Consider the following 19,891-nt stretch of genomic DNA (forward strand, 5'->3'; position numbering starts at 1 on the left):
AGTGCCCGAACAAGCCGGGACAAGCGGCAAGTGATACCACAGCCGGCAGTGGGATCTGCACGCCCCGGACATTTGCAGATCAGCGTCCGCCGACGGTCAGCGGCACCGGTTGCGGCGACGGAACGTACGTCGGCTCGATCGCCAGTTGAAGTGGTCTTCGCCGACCTCTGGGCGGCAGGCCTTCCTCGTCGATGATCCGCTGGATGGCCATGATCCCCTCAAGCAGCGTTTCGGGTCTGGGCGGGCAGCCGGGGACATACACGTCCACAGGCATGAACTGGTCGATGCCCTGAATCGTCGCGTAGGCGTCGAACACCCCGCCGGTGCTGGCGCAGGCGCCCATGCTGATCACCCACTTGGGCTCGGTCATCTGCTGGTAGATGTGCTGGAGGACCGGCATCATTTTGATGCACACACGCCCGGCCACGATCATCAGGTCGCTCTGCCGCGGGCTGAATCGCATCGCCTCGGCCCCGAACCGCGCCAAGTCGTAGCGCGAGCTTGCGGTGGCCATCAGCTCGATCCCGCAGCACGCAGTCGCAAACGGCAGCGGCCAAAGCGAACTGCGCCTGGCCCAGTTCACGACCTTCTTAAGCTGCGTGGTCAGGACGTTGTCGGGAAGCGTTTGGGTGTCCATGTCGGTCTTTCGGTTCCAGCGCGATGGAATCATAGTGTCTGGGGCGATCCGATTCCATGACAGCGCGGATAAGCCCCCCGGGAGGTGCCATTGTCAACGCTCAGCCCCTCACGCCGGCCTGCTGATCACCGCAAACCACATCACCCGCAGCGCCTGGGCGGCGGTGATCGTGACGATGCCGTCGTCGCGCCCGTCGTTGCCGGCGCCGTCGATGCCCCAGGGATTGCGCAGCGTGAGGCTTACAACCCGGCCGGATGAATCCACATTCACCCGCTCGACAATGTATCCGTGCCCGCCGACCACGGGCACGTCCGCCGGCGGATTCTGGATCGTGCCGAAGGTCACGGCGCTGCCGGCCAGCAGTTCAGCCTGAAGCTGCTGAAGCAGGCTCGTGCCGCTGATGGCACTGTCGATCTCACTGAAACCTCGCCCCAGGGCGCGGTACACCTCGCCCATGTGCCCGGCCTCGATCGAGGCGTACTTGCCGTCGCCGCTGCGCCAAAACGCCCAGGCCTTTTCATAGATCGCCACCCACAGCGCGCTTTGGATGCCAAGCTGCGCATAGGCCAGGTAGCCGTCGGATCGCACCGGCAGATCGCCATCGACCCTCACGTAGACTTTTGCCGTTCCGCTGACGAACTGAACCGCGTACGTGCCGTCGCCCAGGTCGGCCAGGCTTTGGCGGATGCTCTGCGGGGCGGACTTGGCCACCGAACCCAGTGCCGCCAGCAGGTAGCAATCGCCAAGCTCGCCCTGCTGCACATCCTCAACCCGCGGGCCGTAGCGGGAGAAAAGCGGCAGATGGCTGAAATTGCGGTAGCCGCTTGCCGCGGACGTGATCGCCGGATCAACAAATCGCTGCGACGCCAGCTCCGTCGAGCTGAGGCTGAGTGCGGTCGTCGTGCCCGACGTGCGGCTGCCGTAGAAGGCGGCGATGCGATGCACCGATCCGGCCAGAAGCTCGTCTTCGCCCGGATCGGTGATCTGTTCGGTGGAGCTGGAATCGACCCAGAAGCTGTCCAGTCCGCCGCCACCGGTGGCGCGGTCGTAGCGGCTGTCGCCGACGGCAACCAGCAGGTCGTTGCCCGCGGCGCCGCTGAGCCAGTCGCTTCCCGTTCCGCCGTAAAGGCGATCACCCCCGCTGCCGCCGACCAGCGTATCGTCCCCGGCATTGCCGTACAGCACAACCGGCGTCCAGATTGCCGAGCCGACGGCGATGCGGTCGTTGCCGTCCAGGCCGCTGATCCGCACCGTCGCCACAGCGCCGCTCCACAGCCTGCTGAATCCCGTGGAGTTGCTGATCAGCAGCCCATCGGTGGTCCGATGCAGCCAGATGACATCGTTGCCGGCCGTGCCGGTGATGCGCAGCTCGTTGCCCAGCGCCGTGGTTACCGACGCCACCGCCAGCGGGGTTACCGCCAGCAGCCGCCGAGGCTCCAGCGGCTCCAGACCATCTTCGGCGTGCGGCTGGACCGCGACGAACCTGCCGGCGGATTGGCTGGACATAACACAACTCCCGGCCTGGCCGCGAATGCTCGCCAGCCGCCAGCAGATGAAATCCAATACATCCGCATCGTCGCCAAGCCATCCTCAGGCCCGATAATCCCCGGCCGCACAACCGCTCCCTGCGGGGCGTCACGCGGCGTCCCGCCCGCGCCACAGCCAGGATCCGGCTGTCTGCGCCTGCTCCGCACCTGCTCGACATCCGCCGGCTGGTCCGTATAATTTTGTGCACAGCATCGCCCAGGTGGCGGAATTGGCAGACGCACTACTTTGAGGTGGTAGCGCCGCAAGGCGTGGAGGTTCGAGTCCTCTCCTGGGCATTCCCGGCCGCAGGCCAGTTGGCTTGCGGCCATTTTGTTATCCCCGAATCCGCTGCTGGTGCCGGGCGAACCAGTCCTGTCCGAAGGCGATCCTGCCCCACAGCAACAATGCCGCGACGCCCACGGGTGTGAATCGCTCGCCGCTGCCCAGGGCGGCGTCGAAGGCCTGCGCGCTGCGGGCAACGCTCCACAACCCCCGATGCTCCTGTGGATCAAGTTGAGCTTCCAGCGTCCGACGATCCAACCCGGTCTGTGCGGCGAAGATCATCTCTGGCTGGAGAAGCGAGCGGTCCTCGGCGATGCCGGTGCATACCAGATCGCGGATGTCCGACTCGCGCAGCGAAAGCTCCTCGCGCAGCTCGCGACGAATCTCGGCAAAGACGTCAATCTCATCGGCCGGCTCCAGGGCGCCGGAGAACGGATGCACCCGCCCGGGATAGTACGCCACCGCATCGTTTCGCCGGCCCAGAAGCGCGTAACCATCGCCGCTGAGCAGCAGGCAGCTCAGCCCGATCGCGTTGGCCAGCGCCGACTGCCCGTACCGCTCGGCCAGGTGGCTGTTGCTCAGATTCGTCCCCAAAAACGGCTTGTAGCTGGTCTTGGAAACGGCGATGCGCATCTGCCCGGGGAAGGGATCCAGCGACTCCATCCGACACATCGGGCCGTCAAACAGATGAACCCCCGGACGGCTCATGGCGTTGCGCCAGGCCTGCTCGATCGCCCATTCCACCTCAGGAATCGTCGCACGCGAGCTTTGGGTCCAGGTGAAATGGATTTCACCCGGCCGCCAAATGCCGATCGCAGGGAAGTTGAGCACGTATCGGGCCTTTCAGGGAAGCGAACTTCTGCTCGGCGGTTCAAATTTCTGCTGGCATCATATCCGATCCGGCTCTTCGCGTGCGACGATACAACTGCCCGGCAGCGTAAGCACGAAGCTGCTGCCTTTGCCCGGCTCGCTCTGCACGCGGATGGTTCCGCCCATGGCTTCGACCAGGCGTTTGCAGATCGCCAGACCCAGCCCCGCCCCGCCACGACCGCGTGGCCCGCTCTGGTCGCTCTGCCGCAACTGGAAAAACTCGTCGAAGATCTGCTGGTGAAACTCCGGCGGGATGCCCGGGCCGGTGTCGGTCACGCGGATGTGAACCGCGCCCGGCGGCTGGTCGGGGGCCGACTCCACGCCCGCGGCAACCTCGATCCGGCCATGCGGCGTGAACTTTAACGCATTGCTCAGCAGGTTGCCCAGCACGCGTGACAGCTTTACACGATCCGTCTGCACAACCAGCGGGCTGTTCGGAAGAGTGCATATGAAGTCCAGTCCCTTTTCCGCGGCCATCTCCTGATAGCCACGGCAGTCGGCACGGATCATCTCGTACAGCTCAAACTCGCTCTCTTCCAGGGCGATTCGACCGGCGTCGAATCGCGCCAGATCCAGCACGTCGCTGACCAGCTCAACCAGTGAGGTGGCGTTTTTGCGGATATCCGCGGCGATGCCGGGGACTTCCCGGGCCAGCGTCGGCTCCGAGGCGGCGCGGTACAGCAGATCGGCCAGCAGGTTGATCGCATGTACGGGATTGCGGATGTCGTGCGATACCTGGGCCAGGAAGCGCGTCTTTCGGACCGAGCTTTCCTCCGCCTCGCGGCGACGGGCGTCCAGTTCCGCCTGAAGCCGCTTCAGCGCCGTCACGTCCGTGAAGGCCACCACCGCGCCTTCGATCTGGTGCTGCGGGGTGCGGATGGGCGCCGCACTGGCCAGCATCGTCAGCCGACGACCTCCGCCCAGCAATACGTCGATCTCCTCCCCGATGACTTCCTGTCCTTCCAGCGCGCGAAGAAGCGGCGCCTGCTCCGGCGGCATCGGCACCCCGCCCCGAAACAGCCGAAAGTGCGTCATCTGCCGGCGCTGCCCGATGCTGCTCTCGGCGGGCAAACCCAGCATCTGCATGGCGGCGGCGTTGTTGGTGATCCGCCCGCTGGGAACGTGCGCCACCGAGACCCCGATGGGCATCGTGCGCACGATCGTCTCGAACCGCCGACGCTCCTGCTCGACGCGATCGTACAGTTCGGCGGCCTGAAGGCTGATCGACGTCTGCGCTGCCAGCGATTCGATCATTCCAATCTGCTCATCACTCCAGGTTCGCCGGTCGCGCGAGAAGACCTCCAGCGTCCCGACCGCGCGACCGTTGACGCGCAGCGGCGCCGCCAGCACCGAACGGAATGGCTCGCCTTCCTTGGGCTGAGGCATTTCGATGTCCGGCCGAAGGCTCACGTCCTCCAGATAACCGGTCTGATTCCGCTCCAGGACCAGCCGGGCGAAGGAACGCTCATATGGAATCAGCTCGCTGCGCGGCCCGCGAGGACCGAACCCGTAGTGGCAGACCAGCCGAAGATGCTCCGCCTCTTTCAGCTTCACCCCCACTGCCAGTCCCGGGCCGTTGATCATCTCCGCCAGCGCCTGGCAGATACGATCCAGCGTTTCGGTGCGGGACATCTCGGCGGTCAGGGATCGCGACAATCGCAGCAGCGCCTCCAGCGTCCGCTGTCGCCGCGACAGCTCGTCGTTGGCCAGACGCAGCTCCTCGCTCTGTCGCTCGAACTCCTCGGTTTGGCTGCGAAGCTCCTCGTTTTGAGCGGCGATTTCGTGCTCATGGGCCTTCAGCTCAGCGGTGGCCCGATCCATCGCACGCCACGTGCTCAACAGCTTGTGAAACACGATGCTGCCGACCAGCAACGCCGTCAGCGACATTCCCCTGTGCAGCCAGGCACGCTGATCGCCTGCCTCGATCACTCCAGCGACCACAGTGGCGATCAAACTCAATCCGACCAGTGTCCACAGAAAACGTCGGCTGCGAACCCACCAGCAGACCACCAGCAGGCTGGGATAGATGATGGAGGCATTGAACCCGATGCCCAGCAGCGCATCCAGCGTGCCCAGCGTCACAACTGCCGCCACCGCTCCGCACAGCAACAGCAACGTCTGAAGTGAAAAGTCCCCGACCGGGGGCAATGCCGATGTGGATCGATCGAATCTGCCCGACGATAAACCGGGCGCATTCAGCGCCGCGGGCGCCGCGGGTGTGATCGGCGATCGTCGTTGCTGCAACTCGCTCATGCGCTTTTCCCGTCATCCCTGATTTCGGCGGAATACGCACGGCGCCAGCGGCGTGAACGACACCTGCGGACTCAGCCCGTCGGCGCCGGGACGTTCAGCCCGGCCAACCACCAGTGCCCCGCCCGGCGACAATGCGGCGTGCAACTGCTGCCACAACTGCGCCGCCGATTCGGCCTGGAGGTATATCGCTACGTTGCGGCAAAGAATCATATCCCAGACGCCCGGCTCCACGATCTGCAGGGCATCGGCCGTGCGCCAGCGGGTACGATCGCGCAGGCGCGGGCTTATGCGCCAAAGACCGCCTTGCAGACGGTCCATATAGCGCTGCCGCAGCCGCGGCGGCACGCCCGCGATGTCCCGATCGCAGTACTCGCCCGCGGCGGCATGGCGTGTGGCCTGGGCGCGGCAATCGGTGCCCAGCAGTTGCGACCGCTCCAGCAGGCGCATCTCCGCCAGCAGCATCGCCAGTGAATACAGCTCCTGGCCTTCGGCGCAGCCGACGCTCCAGATGCGCAGCGGGCGATCGGCGCGCCGCTGCCCCATGCAGGGCAGCACCTGCCGCCACAGATCCTGGAACACCGACGGATCGCGGAAAAAGCCGCTCACGCCGATCAGCAATGCGCCCAGGGCGACCTGCATCAGCGCCCGATCGGCCAGGATCGCCGCACGCGCTTCGCTCACGCCGCTGACACGCAGCGCCCGCAGGCACGCACCCAGCCGACGCGCCAGAGGCGCCTGGCGATACCATCCCGCATCCAGCCCCGCCAGCCGAAACAGCCAGTCGATGAACTGGCGGACCTCGGCGCTGATGCCCCTGCTCGCCTCATCCTGCCGTCCGCAGGACTGCGGCGGAGCAAAATTGACCGGGCGGCGGCGATACGCCGTGTCCGTGAACACCACGTGACAGAAACGCATCGGATCATGCATCGGCTGCGAGGAAATCTGCGCCACGGACATTGCGGCCAGGGCACGGCACGACGCTGCAACCGCCGCGAACGTCCCGGCAGTCTAACCGGAATGGGTTAAACATGTAACCGGCTTTTTGCGGCGATTCGTCGGCTGGCTCAGGTTACGTCGAAGTACTTGGCCTGCGGGTGGTGCACGACGATCGCGTCGGTGCTCTGCTCAGGAACCAGCATGTAGTTTTCGCTCAGGCTCACGCCGATCTGCTCGGCCTCCAGCAGTTGCATGATCTTGGCGCGATCTTCCAGTTCGGGGCAGGCGGGGTATCCGAAGCTGTACCGGCTGCCGCGGTAGCCCTGCTGAAAGATTTCCTTCATCGTCGGCGCGTCCTCCGAGCCAAAGCCAAGCTCCTGCCGCATGCGCTTGTGCCAAAGCTCGGCCAGGCCTTCGGCTGATTCCACGCCAAAACCATGCACGTACAGGTATTGCTGGTACTGGTTGGCCTTGAACAGCTCCTGTGCCACTTCCGAGATGCGATGCCCGACGGTGACCAGTTGAACCCCCAGCACGTCGTATTCGCCTGACTCGACGTCGCGGAAAAAGTCGCTGATACACAGCCGGCGACGACCCGCCTGCCGCGGGAACGTGAATCTCAGCCATTCGCGTGGCTTCGCGTCGGGCTGAAGTCTGCCGGCCGAAAGTGCGGCCTGAAATTCCTCCACGTGGTAGACGATCAGATCATTGCCCTGCGACTGGACGGGAAAGTACCCGTAGGCGACCCTGGGCGTGAGCAGCTTCTCCTCAATGGCGCGCCGCTGAAGGTCGCGGAAGATCGGACGGGCCTTTTCTTCGGTGATGCGTTCGAACTCTTCTTCGCTCAGGGCGCCGCGCTTAAAGCCCCATTGCCCCCGGAACAGCGCCAGCGGGTTGATGAACGCGAAGATCTGCTCCAGGGGAATATCGGTGACGATGCGCCGACCCCAGAACGGCGGCAGGGGCACGGGATTGTCACGCCTCACGTCCGATCGCGCCGGCAACTGCCCGGACGGAGCAACCCGACTGGCCGACACCTTCGCACGCAGGGCCTTTCGGCGATCCACCTCGGCCTGCTGTTCGGCAAGCATCGCGTCGGTCTGTCCCGACATGATCCGATCCATCGTGTGCAGACCCTCGAAGGCGTCCTTGCAGTAAAACAGCGGGCCCTTGTACAGCGACGCCAGATCGTTCTCCGCATACGCCCGGGTCAGCGCCGCCCCGCCCAGCAGCACCGGCGCCCGGATCCCCAGGGCGTTCATCTCCTCCAGGTTCTCCTTCATCACCGCCACGGACTTGACCAGCAGCCCGCTCATGCCGATCGCGTCGGCCTGTTTCTCCTTCCAGGCGCGCAGGATCTCCCCGATCGGCTGCTTGATCCCCAGGTTGTAGACGGTGTAGCCGTTGTTGGTCAGGATGATGTCCACCAGGTTCTTGCCGATGTCGTGAACATCGCCTTTGACGGTGGCCAGCACGATCCTGCCCTTGGATTGTCCCTGGACCTTTTCCATGTGCGGCTGGAGGTGCGCGACGGCGGCCTTCATCGTTTCGGCGCTCTGGAGCACGAACGGCAGTTGCATCTGTCCGCTGCCGAACAGATCGCCGACGACCTTCATTCCTTCCAGCAGGATGTTGTTGATGATGTCCAGCGGGGAATATCGGCCCAGCGCCTCGTCCAGATGTTTGGTCAGGTCGCGTTTCTCGCCGTCGATGATGTGGCGTTTGAGCTTGTCCTCCAGGCTCAGGTCGGAAAAGACTCCCGACCCCTTATTTAAGGGGTCGGGAGTCTTTTCTGCTCCCTCAAACAGACTGATGAAATGGGTCAGGGGATCAAACCCTTCGCGGCGGCGGTCGTAGATCAGGTCCAGCGCCGCGTTCCACTGCTCCGGCGGGATGCGGTTCTGCGGCAGAATCTTGGAGGCGTGCACGATCGCCCCGGTCAGACCCGCCTCTCGAAGCTCGTGCAGAAACACGCTGTTGAGCACCACCCGCGCCGCGGGCTTCAGCCCGAAACTCACGTTCGACAGCCCGACGATCGTGTGGCAGTTGGGCAGCTCGCGCGAGATCAGACGCGTCCCTTCGATCGTCTCCAGCGCGTTGCGACGATCCTCCTCGATCCCCGTGCTGATCGGCAGCACCAGCGGATCAAACAGAAGGTCCTCGTCCTTCAGACCATACTTGTTCACCGCCAGGTCACGGATCCGCTTCGCGATCGCCAGCTTCCGCTCGGCGGTGCGCGCCATGGCGGCGGTTTTGTCCTCATCGATCGTCCCCGCCACCACCGCCGCCCCGTATTTCTTTGCCAGTGCGCAAATCCTCGCCAGCTTCTCCTCGCCTTCCTCCAGGTTCATCGAGTTCAGGATGCAGCGTCCGCCGATCAGCTTCAGCCCCGCCTCCATCACCTCGGGGCTGGTGCTGTCGAGCATGATCGGCACGGGCAGGGCGTTGACGAACCGCCGGATCACCTCGCGCATGTCCCGCACGCCGTCGCGACCGACAAAATCCACACACACGTCCAGCATGTGCGAGCCGTCCCGCACCTCATCCCGCCCCATGCTCACCAGCCCGTCCCAGTTCTCCTCCTGAAGCAGTCGCTTGAACTGTCGCGAGCCGTTGGTGTTCGTCCGCTCGGCCACGATCAGGTAGCTCTGGTCCTGGCGGATATCGACCGCGGTGGTGAGGCTGGACACCTGCGGCCTGGTCGTGACCTTTCTCACCGCTCGCCGCACATCCTTCAGCATCTCGATCACCGCGCGCAGGTGCTCGGGCATGGTCCCGCAGCATCCGCCGACGATGTCCACCCCGAACTCTTCGACGAATCGCCGGATCCCGCGGGCAAAGTCCTGCGGCTTCATCGGGAACACCGCCTTGCCGTGCACATACACCGGCAGGCCCGCGTTGGGCAACGCGCTGACGAACCCGGGGTAGTTGGCGGCGATGTAGCGCATCGACTCGCTGAGCTCGACCGGACCGAAGGCGCAGTTCAGCCCCAGCACCTGCACCTCGTCATACGGGCGGATCGCCGCCACGAACGCCGACGGGTCGGCCCCGGTGAGCATCTGGTTGCCGTTGTTGGTGTCGAAGGAGGCCTGCACCATGATCGGCACGCGTCGCCCGACGTCCGCGAACGCCCGGTTCGCCGCCGCGATCGCGCACTTGATCGCCAGCAGGTCCTGCTGCGTTTCGATCAGCAGCACATCCACGCCGCCCTGGAGCAGTCCCAGGATCTGCGCATGGAAGCTGGGCTCCAGCTCATCCCAGCTCGTTTGTCCAAGCGTTACGAGCTTGCGGGTCGGGCCGACCGCTCCCACGACGTAGCGGGGTCGCTGTGGCGTTTCGAACTTGTCGCACGCCCGCCGCGCAATCTCGGCCGCGATCCGGTTCACCTCCGTCGCCCGATCGCCCAGACCCGCCTCCTCCAGGTCATTGCGGCTGCCGTTGAAGCTGTTGGTTTCCACCGCGTCGCAGCCGACCTCCAGAAACGCCTCGTGGATTTCGCTGATCAGGTCGGGGCGGGTCAGATTCAACACTTCCGAGGCGTTTTCGTGGCCCATCCAGTCGCGAACGGGGTCCAGCGTCCGGGACTGAAGATTGGCGCCCATGGCCCCGTCCAGGACCACCACGCGTTCGGAAACGAGCTGTAGGAACGGTTTGCGCACGAATTTGCTTGCTCCTGTGTGCCCGGCAACACGATCAGTCGGGCCGGCGAATGATAGGAACGATCCGCCGCCGTGCAAACCCCCGGCGTTCGCGCACACGTTGGCGTCGAGTACACTGCATCCATGCCATCCACCGGCAACATCACCATCGACTACATCCTCTGGGGCCTGCTTGCGGCCGTGCTGCTGTTCCTGGGTTATCGGGCCGGGCGGCTGATGGGCTCGCTCGCCGCCGCCAAAACCATCGCCGCCAAAGAGCAGGAACTGTTCACCGCCCAGAAGGGCTTTAAAACCCTGTATGAGGGAGAGATCAATCAGCTCAAGGCGGAGAACGAGCGGCTGAAGGCCAAGATCCAGACGCTGGAGAATCGCGTGGAGGAATACCGCAGGAAGGCGGCGGGATTCGGCGGGTTGTTCGGCAGCGGCGGCAAGCGTGCCGACGCCATGTATGCGCTGCTGCTGGAGAACGAAGCCCTGGAGGAAGCGCTGTACGCCCAGAACGAGAAGCTCCGCCAGGAACGCGCCGATGCGCTGCGCGAACAACTGCGCGCCACCAGCTATCGTCGCGTGTTGATCAGCCAGTTGCTCAATGACGAGCGGATCAAGAGCTACGTGGCGGAGATTCTGGCCGACGAGAAGCGCCTGCCTCCCGCCGGCGCCGACACGCAACCACCCCCTCCCGCCCTGCCCGAGCACACGCAATCCGGCGCACAATAGGACGAACGCCAGAAGACAAACGCTCCCGTCGTCCTGCCATTCAATCCGTCTGTTACAATGCCGCTTCATGCGACCCCTCGCAGCGGCCCTCGTGCTTGTCTTCGCATCGACGCTGAACGCGCAACTGATCCGCCCGGTCATTCCTGACGGCCTTGGCGTGAACATCCATTTCACCGACGCGGCTCCCGGCGAAATGAAGATGCTCGCCGACGCGGGATTCAAGTTCATCCGCATGGACTACGACTGGGCCGTCGTCGAAAAGCAGCAGGGGCAGTATGACTTCGCGGCCTACGAACGATTGCTTAAAAGCTGCGACGGGCACGGCATCCGCGCGCTGTTCATCCTCGATTACGTCAACAGGCACTACGACGATGCGCGATCTCCCGACACCGACCAGGGCCGTGCCGCGTTCGCGCGATGGGTCGCGGCCTCCGTGCAGCACTTCCGCGGCCGCAGGATCCTCTGGGAGATGTACAACGAGCCAAACATCTTCCCGTTCTGGCGGCCAAAACCCAATCCCGATGATTACGTGAAGCTGGCGCTGGAGGTGGGCAAGGCCATCAGACGCGTCGCGCCAGACGAGATCTACATTGGCCCGGCCAGCGCGGGCATTGACCTGCCATTCCTCGAGACCTGCTTCAAGGCCGGGCTGCTGGAGTACTGGGATGCGGTCTCGGTGCATCCGTATCGCCAGAGCGACCCGGAAACGGCGGCCGAGGAGTATCGCAAGCTGCGGATGCTCATCCGCAAGTACGCGCCCAAAGGCAAGACAATCCCGATCCTCAGCGGCGAGTGGGGATACTCCTCGGTCTGGGGCAGCTTCGACGAAGAAAAACAGGGCAGGATGCTGGCGCGGCAATGGCTCACGAACCTGGCGAACGACGTGCCGCTGAGCATCTGGTATGACTGGCGCGATGATGGACCGGATCCGAAGGAGCCGGAGCATCACTTCGGGACGGTGAAACACGAGCATTACAAGGATCGCGATCCGCCCTTCGACCCCAAGCCCGCGTACCTGGCGACCAGGACGTTGACCAGCCAGCTTGCGGGGTTCAGGTTCAACAAGCGCATCGCGCTGGATGATCCGCGCGACCACGTGCTGCTGTTCGCGAACGATCAGCAGGTGAAGCTGGTTGCCTGGACACAGTCTCGCCAGCAGCACACGATCGCGTTGCCCGCGTCAGCGGGACGATTCGCGGCGATCACGCATCCAGGCACAGAGCTGCGGCCGATCGAAGTGACGGACGACCGGCGGACACTGCAACTGGAGCTGACCGATGCACCCCTGTACATCGTTCCGCAGCAGCGGAATGAGCTGCTGGATCGGATCCGACAACTGGATCGCCTGCCGCTGGAAATCGAAGTAACTCGTGAGGAGCTGCGCACTGGTCGGATTCCCGGACTCGGCGTCGAACGTGGCTTGAGCTCATCCGGCTCGGCACAGCCGCAGCGTGTGCTGAAGCGCTTCGACCTTTCGCAGACGGAGGATTTCAACGCCGGAATTGCGCAGGAGACGCACATCATCGTGACCGACCCGCTGTTGGCGCGCCTGCTCCCGCGCGCGGGGAAGCTGCTTCCTGTTCTGGTCGAGAATCCCGCCGGAACTCCGTTCGACGGCGAGCTGTTGCTGAGCACTCATGCCGACGCCGACGGTGCCCGCCAGGCGCTGAAGCTGGCGCCCGGCCAGACTTCGCTGCTGGTTCTTCGCCCTGCGCCAGCGGCGGACGCGAGTGGCGGATACGTTGCATCCGCGAGCATCGTTGATCGTGAGGGATACGTCTATTGCCGCACGCCGGCTCGTCGCTTCCTGCCGCTTTCGTTTGCCGCTGGCGATCTGCAAATCGTGCCCGACGGCGACGCCAGCGTGCAGTCGCAGCAGTCCATCGAGATGATCGACGCCCCGGCCGGCCTTCCGGTCGAGGGAATGCCGGCCGTCAAGATCTCCTACCGTTTCGACCCGGGCTGGAAGTTCGTCTGTCTGAAGCCCAAAGCCGCCGACCGACAGAAGATCGATGCGGTTCCCACTCACCTTGGCTTGTGGATCAAAGGCGACGGCAGCGGCAACATTCCCCGAATGCGCTTCGTCGATTCCACCGGGCAGACTTTTCAGCCCAGTGCAGAAAAGCTCTCGTATACCGACTGGCGATATGTCGAGTTTCCGCTTGATGCGGAACACGCCGGCCACTGGGGTGGCGACAACGACGGGCAGATCCACTACCCCATTGGCCTGGAAACGCTGCTGCTGATCGACAGCGCCGCCCGCGGCCAGACCAGCGGCACCGTCTACATCAGCTCGCCCATCCTGATCTACGCACAGTGAACGCGCACTGCCAGACAGGACACGCAGAATACCACGCAGCCAGCGCCACTTCGTGGTGCAAGCGTCTTTGCCTGTGTGTTCACTGTTTCCGCTTCATCAGCTCAAACGGATACCCCGGTCCATAAGGCAGCGGGACCGCATCGTAGTGCGCATCGATCCATTCGAAAATCTGGCGGCCAAAGTCCTGGCCGAATTGCTCGTAGCCGTACTCCTTCAACCCCGCCACGCGCGAGACGATCACGTAATCCGGCGCGGTGTCGTCCAGTGTCGCCAGCATGCGTGCCTGGCCGAACATCGCGACCTCCGGAGGCATGAAGCTGAGGTAAGGCGTGGGGTTCTCGCGTCGGGCCAGGTAGTTGATCATGACCCCTTCGGGCACGACGACCAGCGTCGCCTGCGCAGGCAGATCGGCAAGCTGCCCGAGCATGAGGTTCAGCGCTGCGCCGCGGCGGTCGCCGGGCGGATCAGCGCGGAAGGCGTCGGGTCCGCTGCCTGCAAGCGTGCGCTTTTTCGCCGGTGAATAGAACGAACCGAAGATGTACAGGTGCACGAAGATGAACAGCCCCACCACCGGCAGCAGCGCCGCGCGCACGACGGCGCCCGATCCGCCGCGACGCTCCAGCGCCTGCGGCCACCAGCTCAGCGCCGCTGCCACCGCCAGCAGCGTCGCGGGCATCGCCAGCGCAAAGCCATAGTGGAATGGCGTGACGTTCAGAACGATCTTGGCCAGCAGCGCCGCGGCGAAAACGCTGATCACGGCGCGCATCGCGCTGGCCGCGTCGCGCTTGCGGATCGCCACCAGCACGCTCCCGCCGGCCAGCAGCGGCGAAACGACCGTCAGACCACGCAGCGAGCCTTGCCAGACGTTCAGGCTCAGAACGTTGAAGGCGATCGCCACCAGAATGCTCATCGAACACACCGCCAGGGCGATCAAGCCCGTGCCGCGCCGGCGGATCGTCGCCAGCCGTGCCGCGATCAGCAGAATGATCGCGTATGCCGCGCATGCAGCGACGATGTAGATCAGGCTCCAGCTCAGCTCGTGGGTGCCGATCACGCGGGCGTAGAACTCGCTGCGGGTGATGCGGGAGTCGAACAGATAAATCCACGCGCCCAGAACACCGCGGATCGCTTCGGCTTCGGGCATCCCCATCGCAAGCAGCAGGAACGCGATCAGGATCGGCATCGCCGCCGCGACGACAAAGCCGCCAAGCGCAGCGGCGGCGGGCATTGGTCGATGCAGCGCGATGCCCGTTCCCAGCGCCAGCGCCGCCGCGACGAAAACCTCGGGCTTGGTGAGGAACACCATCCCCAGCGCCAACCCCGCGCCCATCAGCCACAGAGAGTTTGGCTCCTTTCGTCGAGCGAACCCCGCAAAGCATGTGATCGCCACGAAGCTCAGCACCAGCCCGTGTGTCAGCTCGTGCGAGTATGGCGTGACGAAGTTGTAGTTCCCGATGCCGCCAAGCTGGATGAACGCAAAGACCGTCAGCATCACGATGCAGGCCACGGTGGCGGCAAACCGGTCGGCGATGAAGCCGATCAGCCGCCAGACCAGCCACGTCAGCAGCGCCAGCAGGATGAGGTTGACGATCACGATGGAGCGCAGGCTCACGCCCAGCAGCGCGAAGACCAGCGTGTTGAAATAGGCCGACAGCGGGCCGTTGAAGTGCGCGATGTCGCGGTAGAGCACTTTTCCCGCCAGAATCTGCCACGGCAGGTACAGTTCCCGCCCGAAGTCCACCAGCGGATCCGGCCAGCCGAACCAGCTCCACGCGAGCATCACGAGGAAGCACGCGACGATCAGGCCCCAATGACCGATGAGTGTCCAGTCACCAATGACCAGACGCGCCTCTGGTCGCATGCGGGGGCCATCGGTCGTCGTCGGCTTCTCAGTCATGGGTGTCTGGTTGTTGATCATGTGATTGTGGCGAACGTGTCATTCGCGACCGCGCGCCCAGGGCGATCGTCCACCCCGCCGCCAGCGCCACGATCGCCGCCGCCGTAAACAGCGGCGCGGTCACGTGCCTGGTGTAGATCGCGCCGGCGATGATCGGCCCGATCACCCGCGCGATCGTGCCGGTTCCCTGAAACAGCCCGAACGTCGTGCCCTGTTCGCGGGGGTCGGAACTCTTGCTGACCAGCGACTGGATCGTCGGCTGCTGGATGCTTCGGCCCACCGCGTAGGTCGCGCCGCCCACGATCAGGATCCACGCCTGCGCCTGCCACGCCGACGTCACGGTGATCAGGTATCCCGCCGCGACCAGGATCGGCCCGACGATGCACCACACCCACTCGCTGCCTCGTTTCATGAGCGGGCGGATCAGCCCCCCCTGCACCACCGCGATGATGATCCCGACGAACACGAAGTACCACGCCACGTCCTTCGCCTGGTATTTGAAAATGTCGTTCAGATAGATCGCGATCGTGCTGTCGATCATGACATAGGCGGCCATCGAGCAGAACCAGATCGCGTTGAGTTGCACCAGCACCGGGCGTTTGAGCAGCGGCAGGAAGACCCGCGGATGCAGCCACGCCTCGGCCTCGACGGGGCGATGGACATTGGATTCCGGCAGCCGGATGAACGTGAGCAGCGCCGCCAGCGCGCTGAACCCCGCCGCCGCGTACGCGGGCGCGGCCTCGTTCACGTAATGGGCCAGGATCCCGCCCAGTCCCGGACCGGCGATGAACCCCAGCCCGAACGCCGCGCCCAGCAGCCCCATGCCCCGGGCGCGATTCTCGGCGGTGGTGATGTCGCTGATGTACGCCTGTGCTGTCGAGACGTTTCCGCCGCTCAGACCATCAATCACGCGCGACAGGTAGATCAGGCCCAGCCCCAGTGTCAGGTTCGCGTGGTAGTGCGTCGTCCAGCCCAGCAGCAGATACCCCAGCACGCTGCCGATCTGCGAAAACACGAGCACTGGCCTTCTGCCGTAGCGATCGCTGAGCACCCCCAGGATCGGCGCCGCAATGAACTGGCAGATCGAGTACGTCGAGAACAACAGCGTGACCTGAAGATCCGAGGCCTGGAATGTGCGCGCGTAGAACGGCAGCAGCGGGATGATCAGCCCGAAACCCAGCAGATCAACGAAGACGATCAGGAAGATGATCAGCAGCGCGCCCCGGGGCGCGGCCGCGGCGCGGTCGTCATTCGCATCATCCAGCACGGCGGATTCGGACATCGTGCCGGAACTTATAGCATACGCAAAGCATGAAGTCAGAAGGATGAAGGATGAATCAAAGGCAGAGGGATGAGGGCAGAGGGCAGAATAGGGGCCTGCCTTCTTCTGCCCTCTGCCTTCTGCCCTCCGCTTCATCCTTCTGCCTTCATCCTTCGTGTTCGCGCAGCCAACCTCCATCCGCCCCAAATCAGCAGTGCCCACGGCCCCACCAGACACAACCCGATCACGATGAGCTGAAGACTCCACAGCAGCCCCTTGACGCTCGTGGCCAGCCCTTCGCGGATGGATTGCCAGAATCCGCGCTCCGCCGGCACGATCGATTCGCCGCTGCCGATCGTCAGGTTCAGCCTCGCCCGCGCCAACGGGCCGTCGGGAACCTGGGCGTTGCGGCTCGACTCGGCGGTGCGAACCCGGCCGCTCTTTCTGGCAACATCGACCAGTTGATCCGCCTTGCCCAGCGGCACCTCGACCGAGAGGCGCGCCACGGTCCTGCCGCCGCCGTCCTGCGAAATGCTCGATTCCAGCACTCGACCGCCCGTCGCGCCGATCGCGCTGTTGATGCTCTGCACCGCCGACTCCACGTCCGATGTCTGCACCGACATCGACCGCGTCTCCCGCGGCGGGACCTGGCTGGCCGGGATGATCGACACCGCAAACGCCTGCTTGGCCGTCGTCACGTTCTGCGTGTCGGGGTTCTCCGTGACGTTGAGCACAAGCACCTGCCCCGCCGCGCGAACGTCGTTCAGCACCGCATCCGCATCGGCGGCCTTGACCTCGAACTGGATCGATCCCCTGGCCTGGGTCGCATCCTGCCGGCTGAGGTTGCTGCTCAGAACGCGCCCGTCCGCATCGCGCACGCGCTTCAGGATCGCGCGGTAAACCGCTTCGACGTCCTCGCCTGCAAGGTTCAGGTTGGACGTCAGCCGCGGCGCGACGTTCGCCAGGTTGTACATCGAGATGATGATCCGCGTTGGCGCCTGCTCGATGTGCGCCGGCGCGCGCCCCGCGGCCGCCGCCTGCGGCCTGGCATTCTCCGTCGTCACCTGCTTGCGCTGGATGTCCAGCCGCGCGATCTTGCCGAGCTGGCGCAGACGATCGAGGACGGCCCCGGCATTTTCGCCCGGCACTTCCGCGACGATCTTCGCCGCGAGCTGCCCCGCCTCCAGTTGTTTCAGCTCGCTCTCGATGACCCGACCTTTCGCTTCGTCGATGCTCTTGATCGCCTGCGTGCGCGCCGTCTCGACATCGTCGGTCTCCACGCCGGTGTTGATCTCCTCGGTGATCGACGCCGACGCGGGGGTCTTGATGTCCTTCTCGTACGCCGTGATCGTCAGCGTCGCCATCGACACCAGGTTGTTGTAGTAGTTGAGCTGGCCCTGGATCTGCTCGATCTTCGTTCGCCAGTTGCCCAGCTCCTTCTCGGCCTCGAGCAGTTCCTTCACCTTTCCCTGCGCGGTGCGGATCATCTCCAGCAGGCGTTCTTCCATGGCCCGGGCGGCGCGGAGCTCGCTTTCCAGGTCGGTGTACTGCTTGCTGATGTCTTTGGAGCCAAGGCGCTGGCTCTTCAGCTCGCCCAGTGCGCGAAGCTTGAGCACGAGCGTGTCGAGGCGACTGGGGGGAACCCGCACGGTCACGCTGCCGCGAACCTTGCCGTTGGGCAGCTTGTCCGAATCCGCCGCCGCGATGAACCCGCCCTCTTCCTCGGTGATCTTCGAGATCTGCGTAAAGGCCGAATCGAAGCTCTCGACCTCGAATTCCATGACGCCTTCGCGGATGACTTTGCGGGCTTCGACATAGCTGGTCGAAGGCGGTGGCGTCCCGCGCTGAGCCGGCGCCTCCTGCCCCGGCTGCCCCGATTGCGGTTTAGCGCCCGCATCCTCCTTCGTCGGCGCCTCCGGTGCCGGCGCCGCCATGGCGAAGTCCGACGGTTTAAAGCGCGTCTCGGGCATCGCCTCATTGCCATACAGAGTCCCATTCACGCCGAATCTGGCACCGCTGATGTCTTCCCCGTCGATGTCGCGGCTCTTGCCGGCACTTTCCCCCGCACCAACGCGCTTGTCGCCGGCATCGGATATCGATTCACGCAGCTCGCCAGGTTTGGCGCGCAGCGACGTAGCATCATCGTACGGCAGCAGCACGGCGTCGTTCCCGTCGTAGTTCTGCTTGTACGTTTGATCTCCGGCGCCGACTGCCGGCTCACTCGGCGGCCGGCTGTTGACTTGCTTCTTACCGACAAACGGATTCGACTGGAACCCGACGTGCCCGTCGCCGTGAAGAACATTCTGTCCTTTCCCGTCGCGACTGCTCCTGTAGAGCGACGGAGACTGCGCATACTCCGCAGTCTCACTTGTGTATTGCACAATTGCCTGCCCGATTTGACGGAGTTTCGCCGCAGACATCATTCGGGTTACCGAGCCACTAGACCAATCCGGCAACCGCCCCGTCTCCAGATACTCCGACCCCACAAATCCCGTCCCGCCCAGGAGCAGCACGGCGGCGGCGGCGACGGCGGCCTTGCGGATCGCGGGATGGATCCAGTACCGCCGCTTGGGCAGCTTGAACCGCAGGCGCGCCAGCAGGCGATCCTCGAAGTCGGCGGCGGGGGCGGCGTCGGCGAACAGCGCCGTCATCCGCCGCTCGATTTCCGTCGCGCGGCGCAATTGCCCGGCACAGGCGACGCACGCCGCCGCGTGCGACTCCAGCCGCGCCCGCTCGCCCGCCTCCAGCCCCCCCGCAAGGTACGCCGCCATCTGCTCGGCGAACCAGGCGTGCTCGGATTCATCGTTGGTCGTACTCATATCGTTCTCGCAACGTCATCCGTGTCACGGGCGTCCCGCCCGTGCAAAAGCCCCCGGACACCGGCACACCGCATCTCCAGCAATCTGCCAGCAAACTGCGCGGGCCAGACGCCCGTGACGCCTTTACGTCTTCTCTTCCCGATCCAGCTTCTCGCGCAGAAGCTTCAGCCCGCGGCTCAGCAGCCCGCGAAGCGAGCCGTTGCTGATCGCAAGCTGCCGGGCGATGGTTTGGTAATCCGCCCCGCCCAGATATCGCAGCGTCAGCACATCCCGATATTCCTGCGGCAGGCTGCGCAGCACCGCCAGCATCCGCTGGCGCTGCTCCTGGCGTTCGGCCTGCTGCGCGGGGATTTGGTTTGCATCCGCCACGGCGTCGAGCGCCTCGCCCCGCATCGTCGCTCCGGTTTGCCTGCGTTTCTTGCGTGCTTCGCGCCTGGACCAGTCGAGCACGACGCTATGCGCGATCGAGCCGAGCCACGGGCGGAAGCTGTTGGCGTCGGCCAAAGACCCCAGTCGCTTCCACGCCAGCAGGTAGGTTTCCTGCACGAGGTCTTCGGCCCGGTGGGCGTCGCCGGTTTCCAGGTAGATCCGCGCCAACAGCCCGCGAGCGGTGCGGCGGACAAGCTGCTCGAACGCCGAGCGGTCGCCGCCGTCGCGGCTGCGGATCACCAGCAGCGCCTCGTCTGCGTTGTCGCCGTTATTCATCGCCTGTA

Annotated in this window: 12 protein-coding genes and 1 tRNA gene; 3 read left to right on the forward strand and 10 right to left on the reverse strand. The window is 64.8% G+C overall.

Going from position 1 to position 19,891, the window contains the following annotated elements:
- Positions 1-79: 79 nt before the first annotated feature.
- Together ACQS5P_RS10275 and ACQS5P_RS10280 are read right to left on the reverse strand one after the other, a co-directional pair.
- Positions 80-637 carry an NADH-quinone oxidoreductase subunit B gene (locus ACQS5P_RS10275; protein ID WP_428940801.1) on the reverse strand — a complete coding sequence of 186 codons (558 nt, stop codon included), beginning with the start codon at positions 635-637 and terminating at the stop codon, positions 80-82.
- A gap of 108 nt (positions 638-745) precedes the next feature.
- Positions 746-2,143 (reverse strand): C2 family cysteine protease, encoded by a 1,398-nt coding sequence (locus ACQS5P_RS10280; RefSeq protein ID WP_428940802.1) that lies wholly within the window; start codon positions 2,141-2,143, stop codon positions 746-748.
- Between the two features lie 235 nt (positions 2,144-2,378).
- Here ACQS5P_RS10280 and ACQS5P_RS10285 point away from each other — a divergent pair.
- Positions 2,379-2,460 (forward strand) — tRNA-Leu (locus tag ACQS5P_RS10285).
- A gap of 37 nt (positions 2,461-2,497) precedes the next feature.
- Here ACQS5P_RS10285 and ACQS5P_RS10290 read toward each other — a convergent pair.
- From ACQS5P_RS10290 to metH, 4 genes are all read right to left on the reverse strand, one after another.
- Complete coding sequence (locus tag ACQS5P_RS10290) at positions 2,498-3,190, reverse strand: hypothetical protein (protein ID WP_428940803.1); 693 nt, start codon at positions 3,188-3,190, stop codon at positions 2,498-2,500.
- Positions 3,191-3,334: 144 nt separating this feature from the next.
- The gene (locus tag ACQS5P_RS10295; RefSeq protein ID WP_428940804.1) at positions 3,335-5,569 is read right to left on the reverse strand and encodes an ATP-binding protein; all 2,235 of its coding nucleotides are present in this window, start codon (positions 5,567-5,569) and stop codon (positions 3,335-3,337) included.
- A gap of 12 nt (positions 5,570-5,581) precedes the next feature.
- On the reverse strand, positions 5,582-6,496 hold the full coding sequence (locus ACQS5P_RS10300) for a CheR family methyltransferase (RefSeq protein ID WP_428940805.1): 915 nt from the start codon (positions 6,494-6,496) through the stop codon (positions 5,582-5,584).
- 137 nt (positions 6,497-6,633) lie between these two features.
- A complete protein-coding gene (gene metH, locus ACQS5P_RS10305) occupies positions 6,634-10,164 on the reverse strand; it encodes a methionine synthase (RefSeq protein WP_428940806.1) in 3,531 nt (1,176 codons plus the stop codon).
- A 123-nt stretch (positions 10,165-10,287) separates the two neighbouring features.
- Here metH and ACQS5P_RS10310 point away from each other — a divergent pair, with 123 nt between their 5' ends.
- Positions 10,288-10,881, forward strand: coding sequence for a hypothetical protein (locus ACQS5P_RS10310; protein ID WP_428940807.1), 594 nt, complete (start codon positions 10,288-10,290; stop codon positions 10,879-10,881).
- Positions 10,882-10,948: 67 nt separating this feature from the next.
- The gene (locus ACQS5P_RS10315) at positions 10,949-13,201 is read left to right on the forward strand and encodes a cellulase family glycosylhydrolase (RefSeq protein WP_428940808.1); all 2,253 of its coding nucleotides are present in this window, start codon (positions 10,949-10,951) and stop codon (positions 13,199-13,201) included.
- 79 nt (positions 13,202-13,280) lie between these two features.
- Here the strand turns inward: ACQS5P_RS10315 and ACQS5P_RS10320 are convergent, their stop codons facing one another.
- The 4 genes from ACQS5P_RS10320 to ACQS5P_RS10335 form a co-directional block, all read right to left on the reverse strand.
- Complete coding sequence (locus tag ACQS5P_RS10320; RefSeq protein ID WP_428940809.1) at positions 13,281-15,098, reverse strand: glycosyltransferase family 39 protein; 1,818 nt, start codon at positions 15,096-15,098, stop codon at positions 13,281-13,283.
- The gene (locus tag ACQS5P_RS10325; RefSeq protein ID WP_428940810.1) at positions 15,091-16,380 is read right to left on the reverse strand and encodes an MFS transporter; all 1,290 of its coding nucleotides are present in this window, start codon (positions 16,378-16,380) and stop codon (positions 15,091-15,093) included. The genes ACQS5P_RS10320 and ACQS5P_RS10325 overlap by 8 nt, the downstream gene beginning before the upstream one ends.
- A 131-nt stretch (positions 16,381-16,511) precedes the next feature.
- Positions 16,512-19,178: a DUF4349 domain-containing protein gene (locus ACQS5P_RS10330; protein ID WP_428940811.1), complete on the reverse strand. Its 2,667-nt coding sequence runs from the start codon at positions 19,176-19,178 to the stop codon at positions 16,512-16,514.
- Positions 19,179-19,301: 123 nt separating this feature from the next.
- On the reverse strand, positions 19,302-19,883 hold the full coding sequence (locus ACQS5P_RS10335; RefSeq protein WP_428940812.1) for an RNA polymerase sigma factor: 582 nt from the start codon (positions 19,881-19,883) through the stop codon (positions 19,302-19,304).
- Positions 19,884-19,891 lie beyond the last annotated feature (8 nt).

The organism is Fontivita pretiosa, from assembly GCF_050410795.1.
Taxonomy (GTDB): domain Bacteria; phylum Planctomycetota; class Phycisphaerae; order Tepidisphaerales; family Tepidisphaeraceae; genus Fontivita; species Fontivita pretiosa.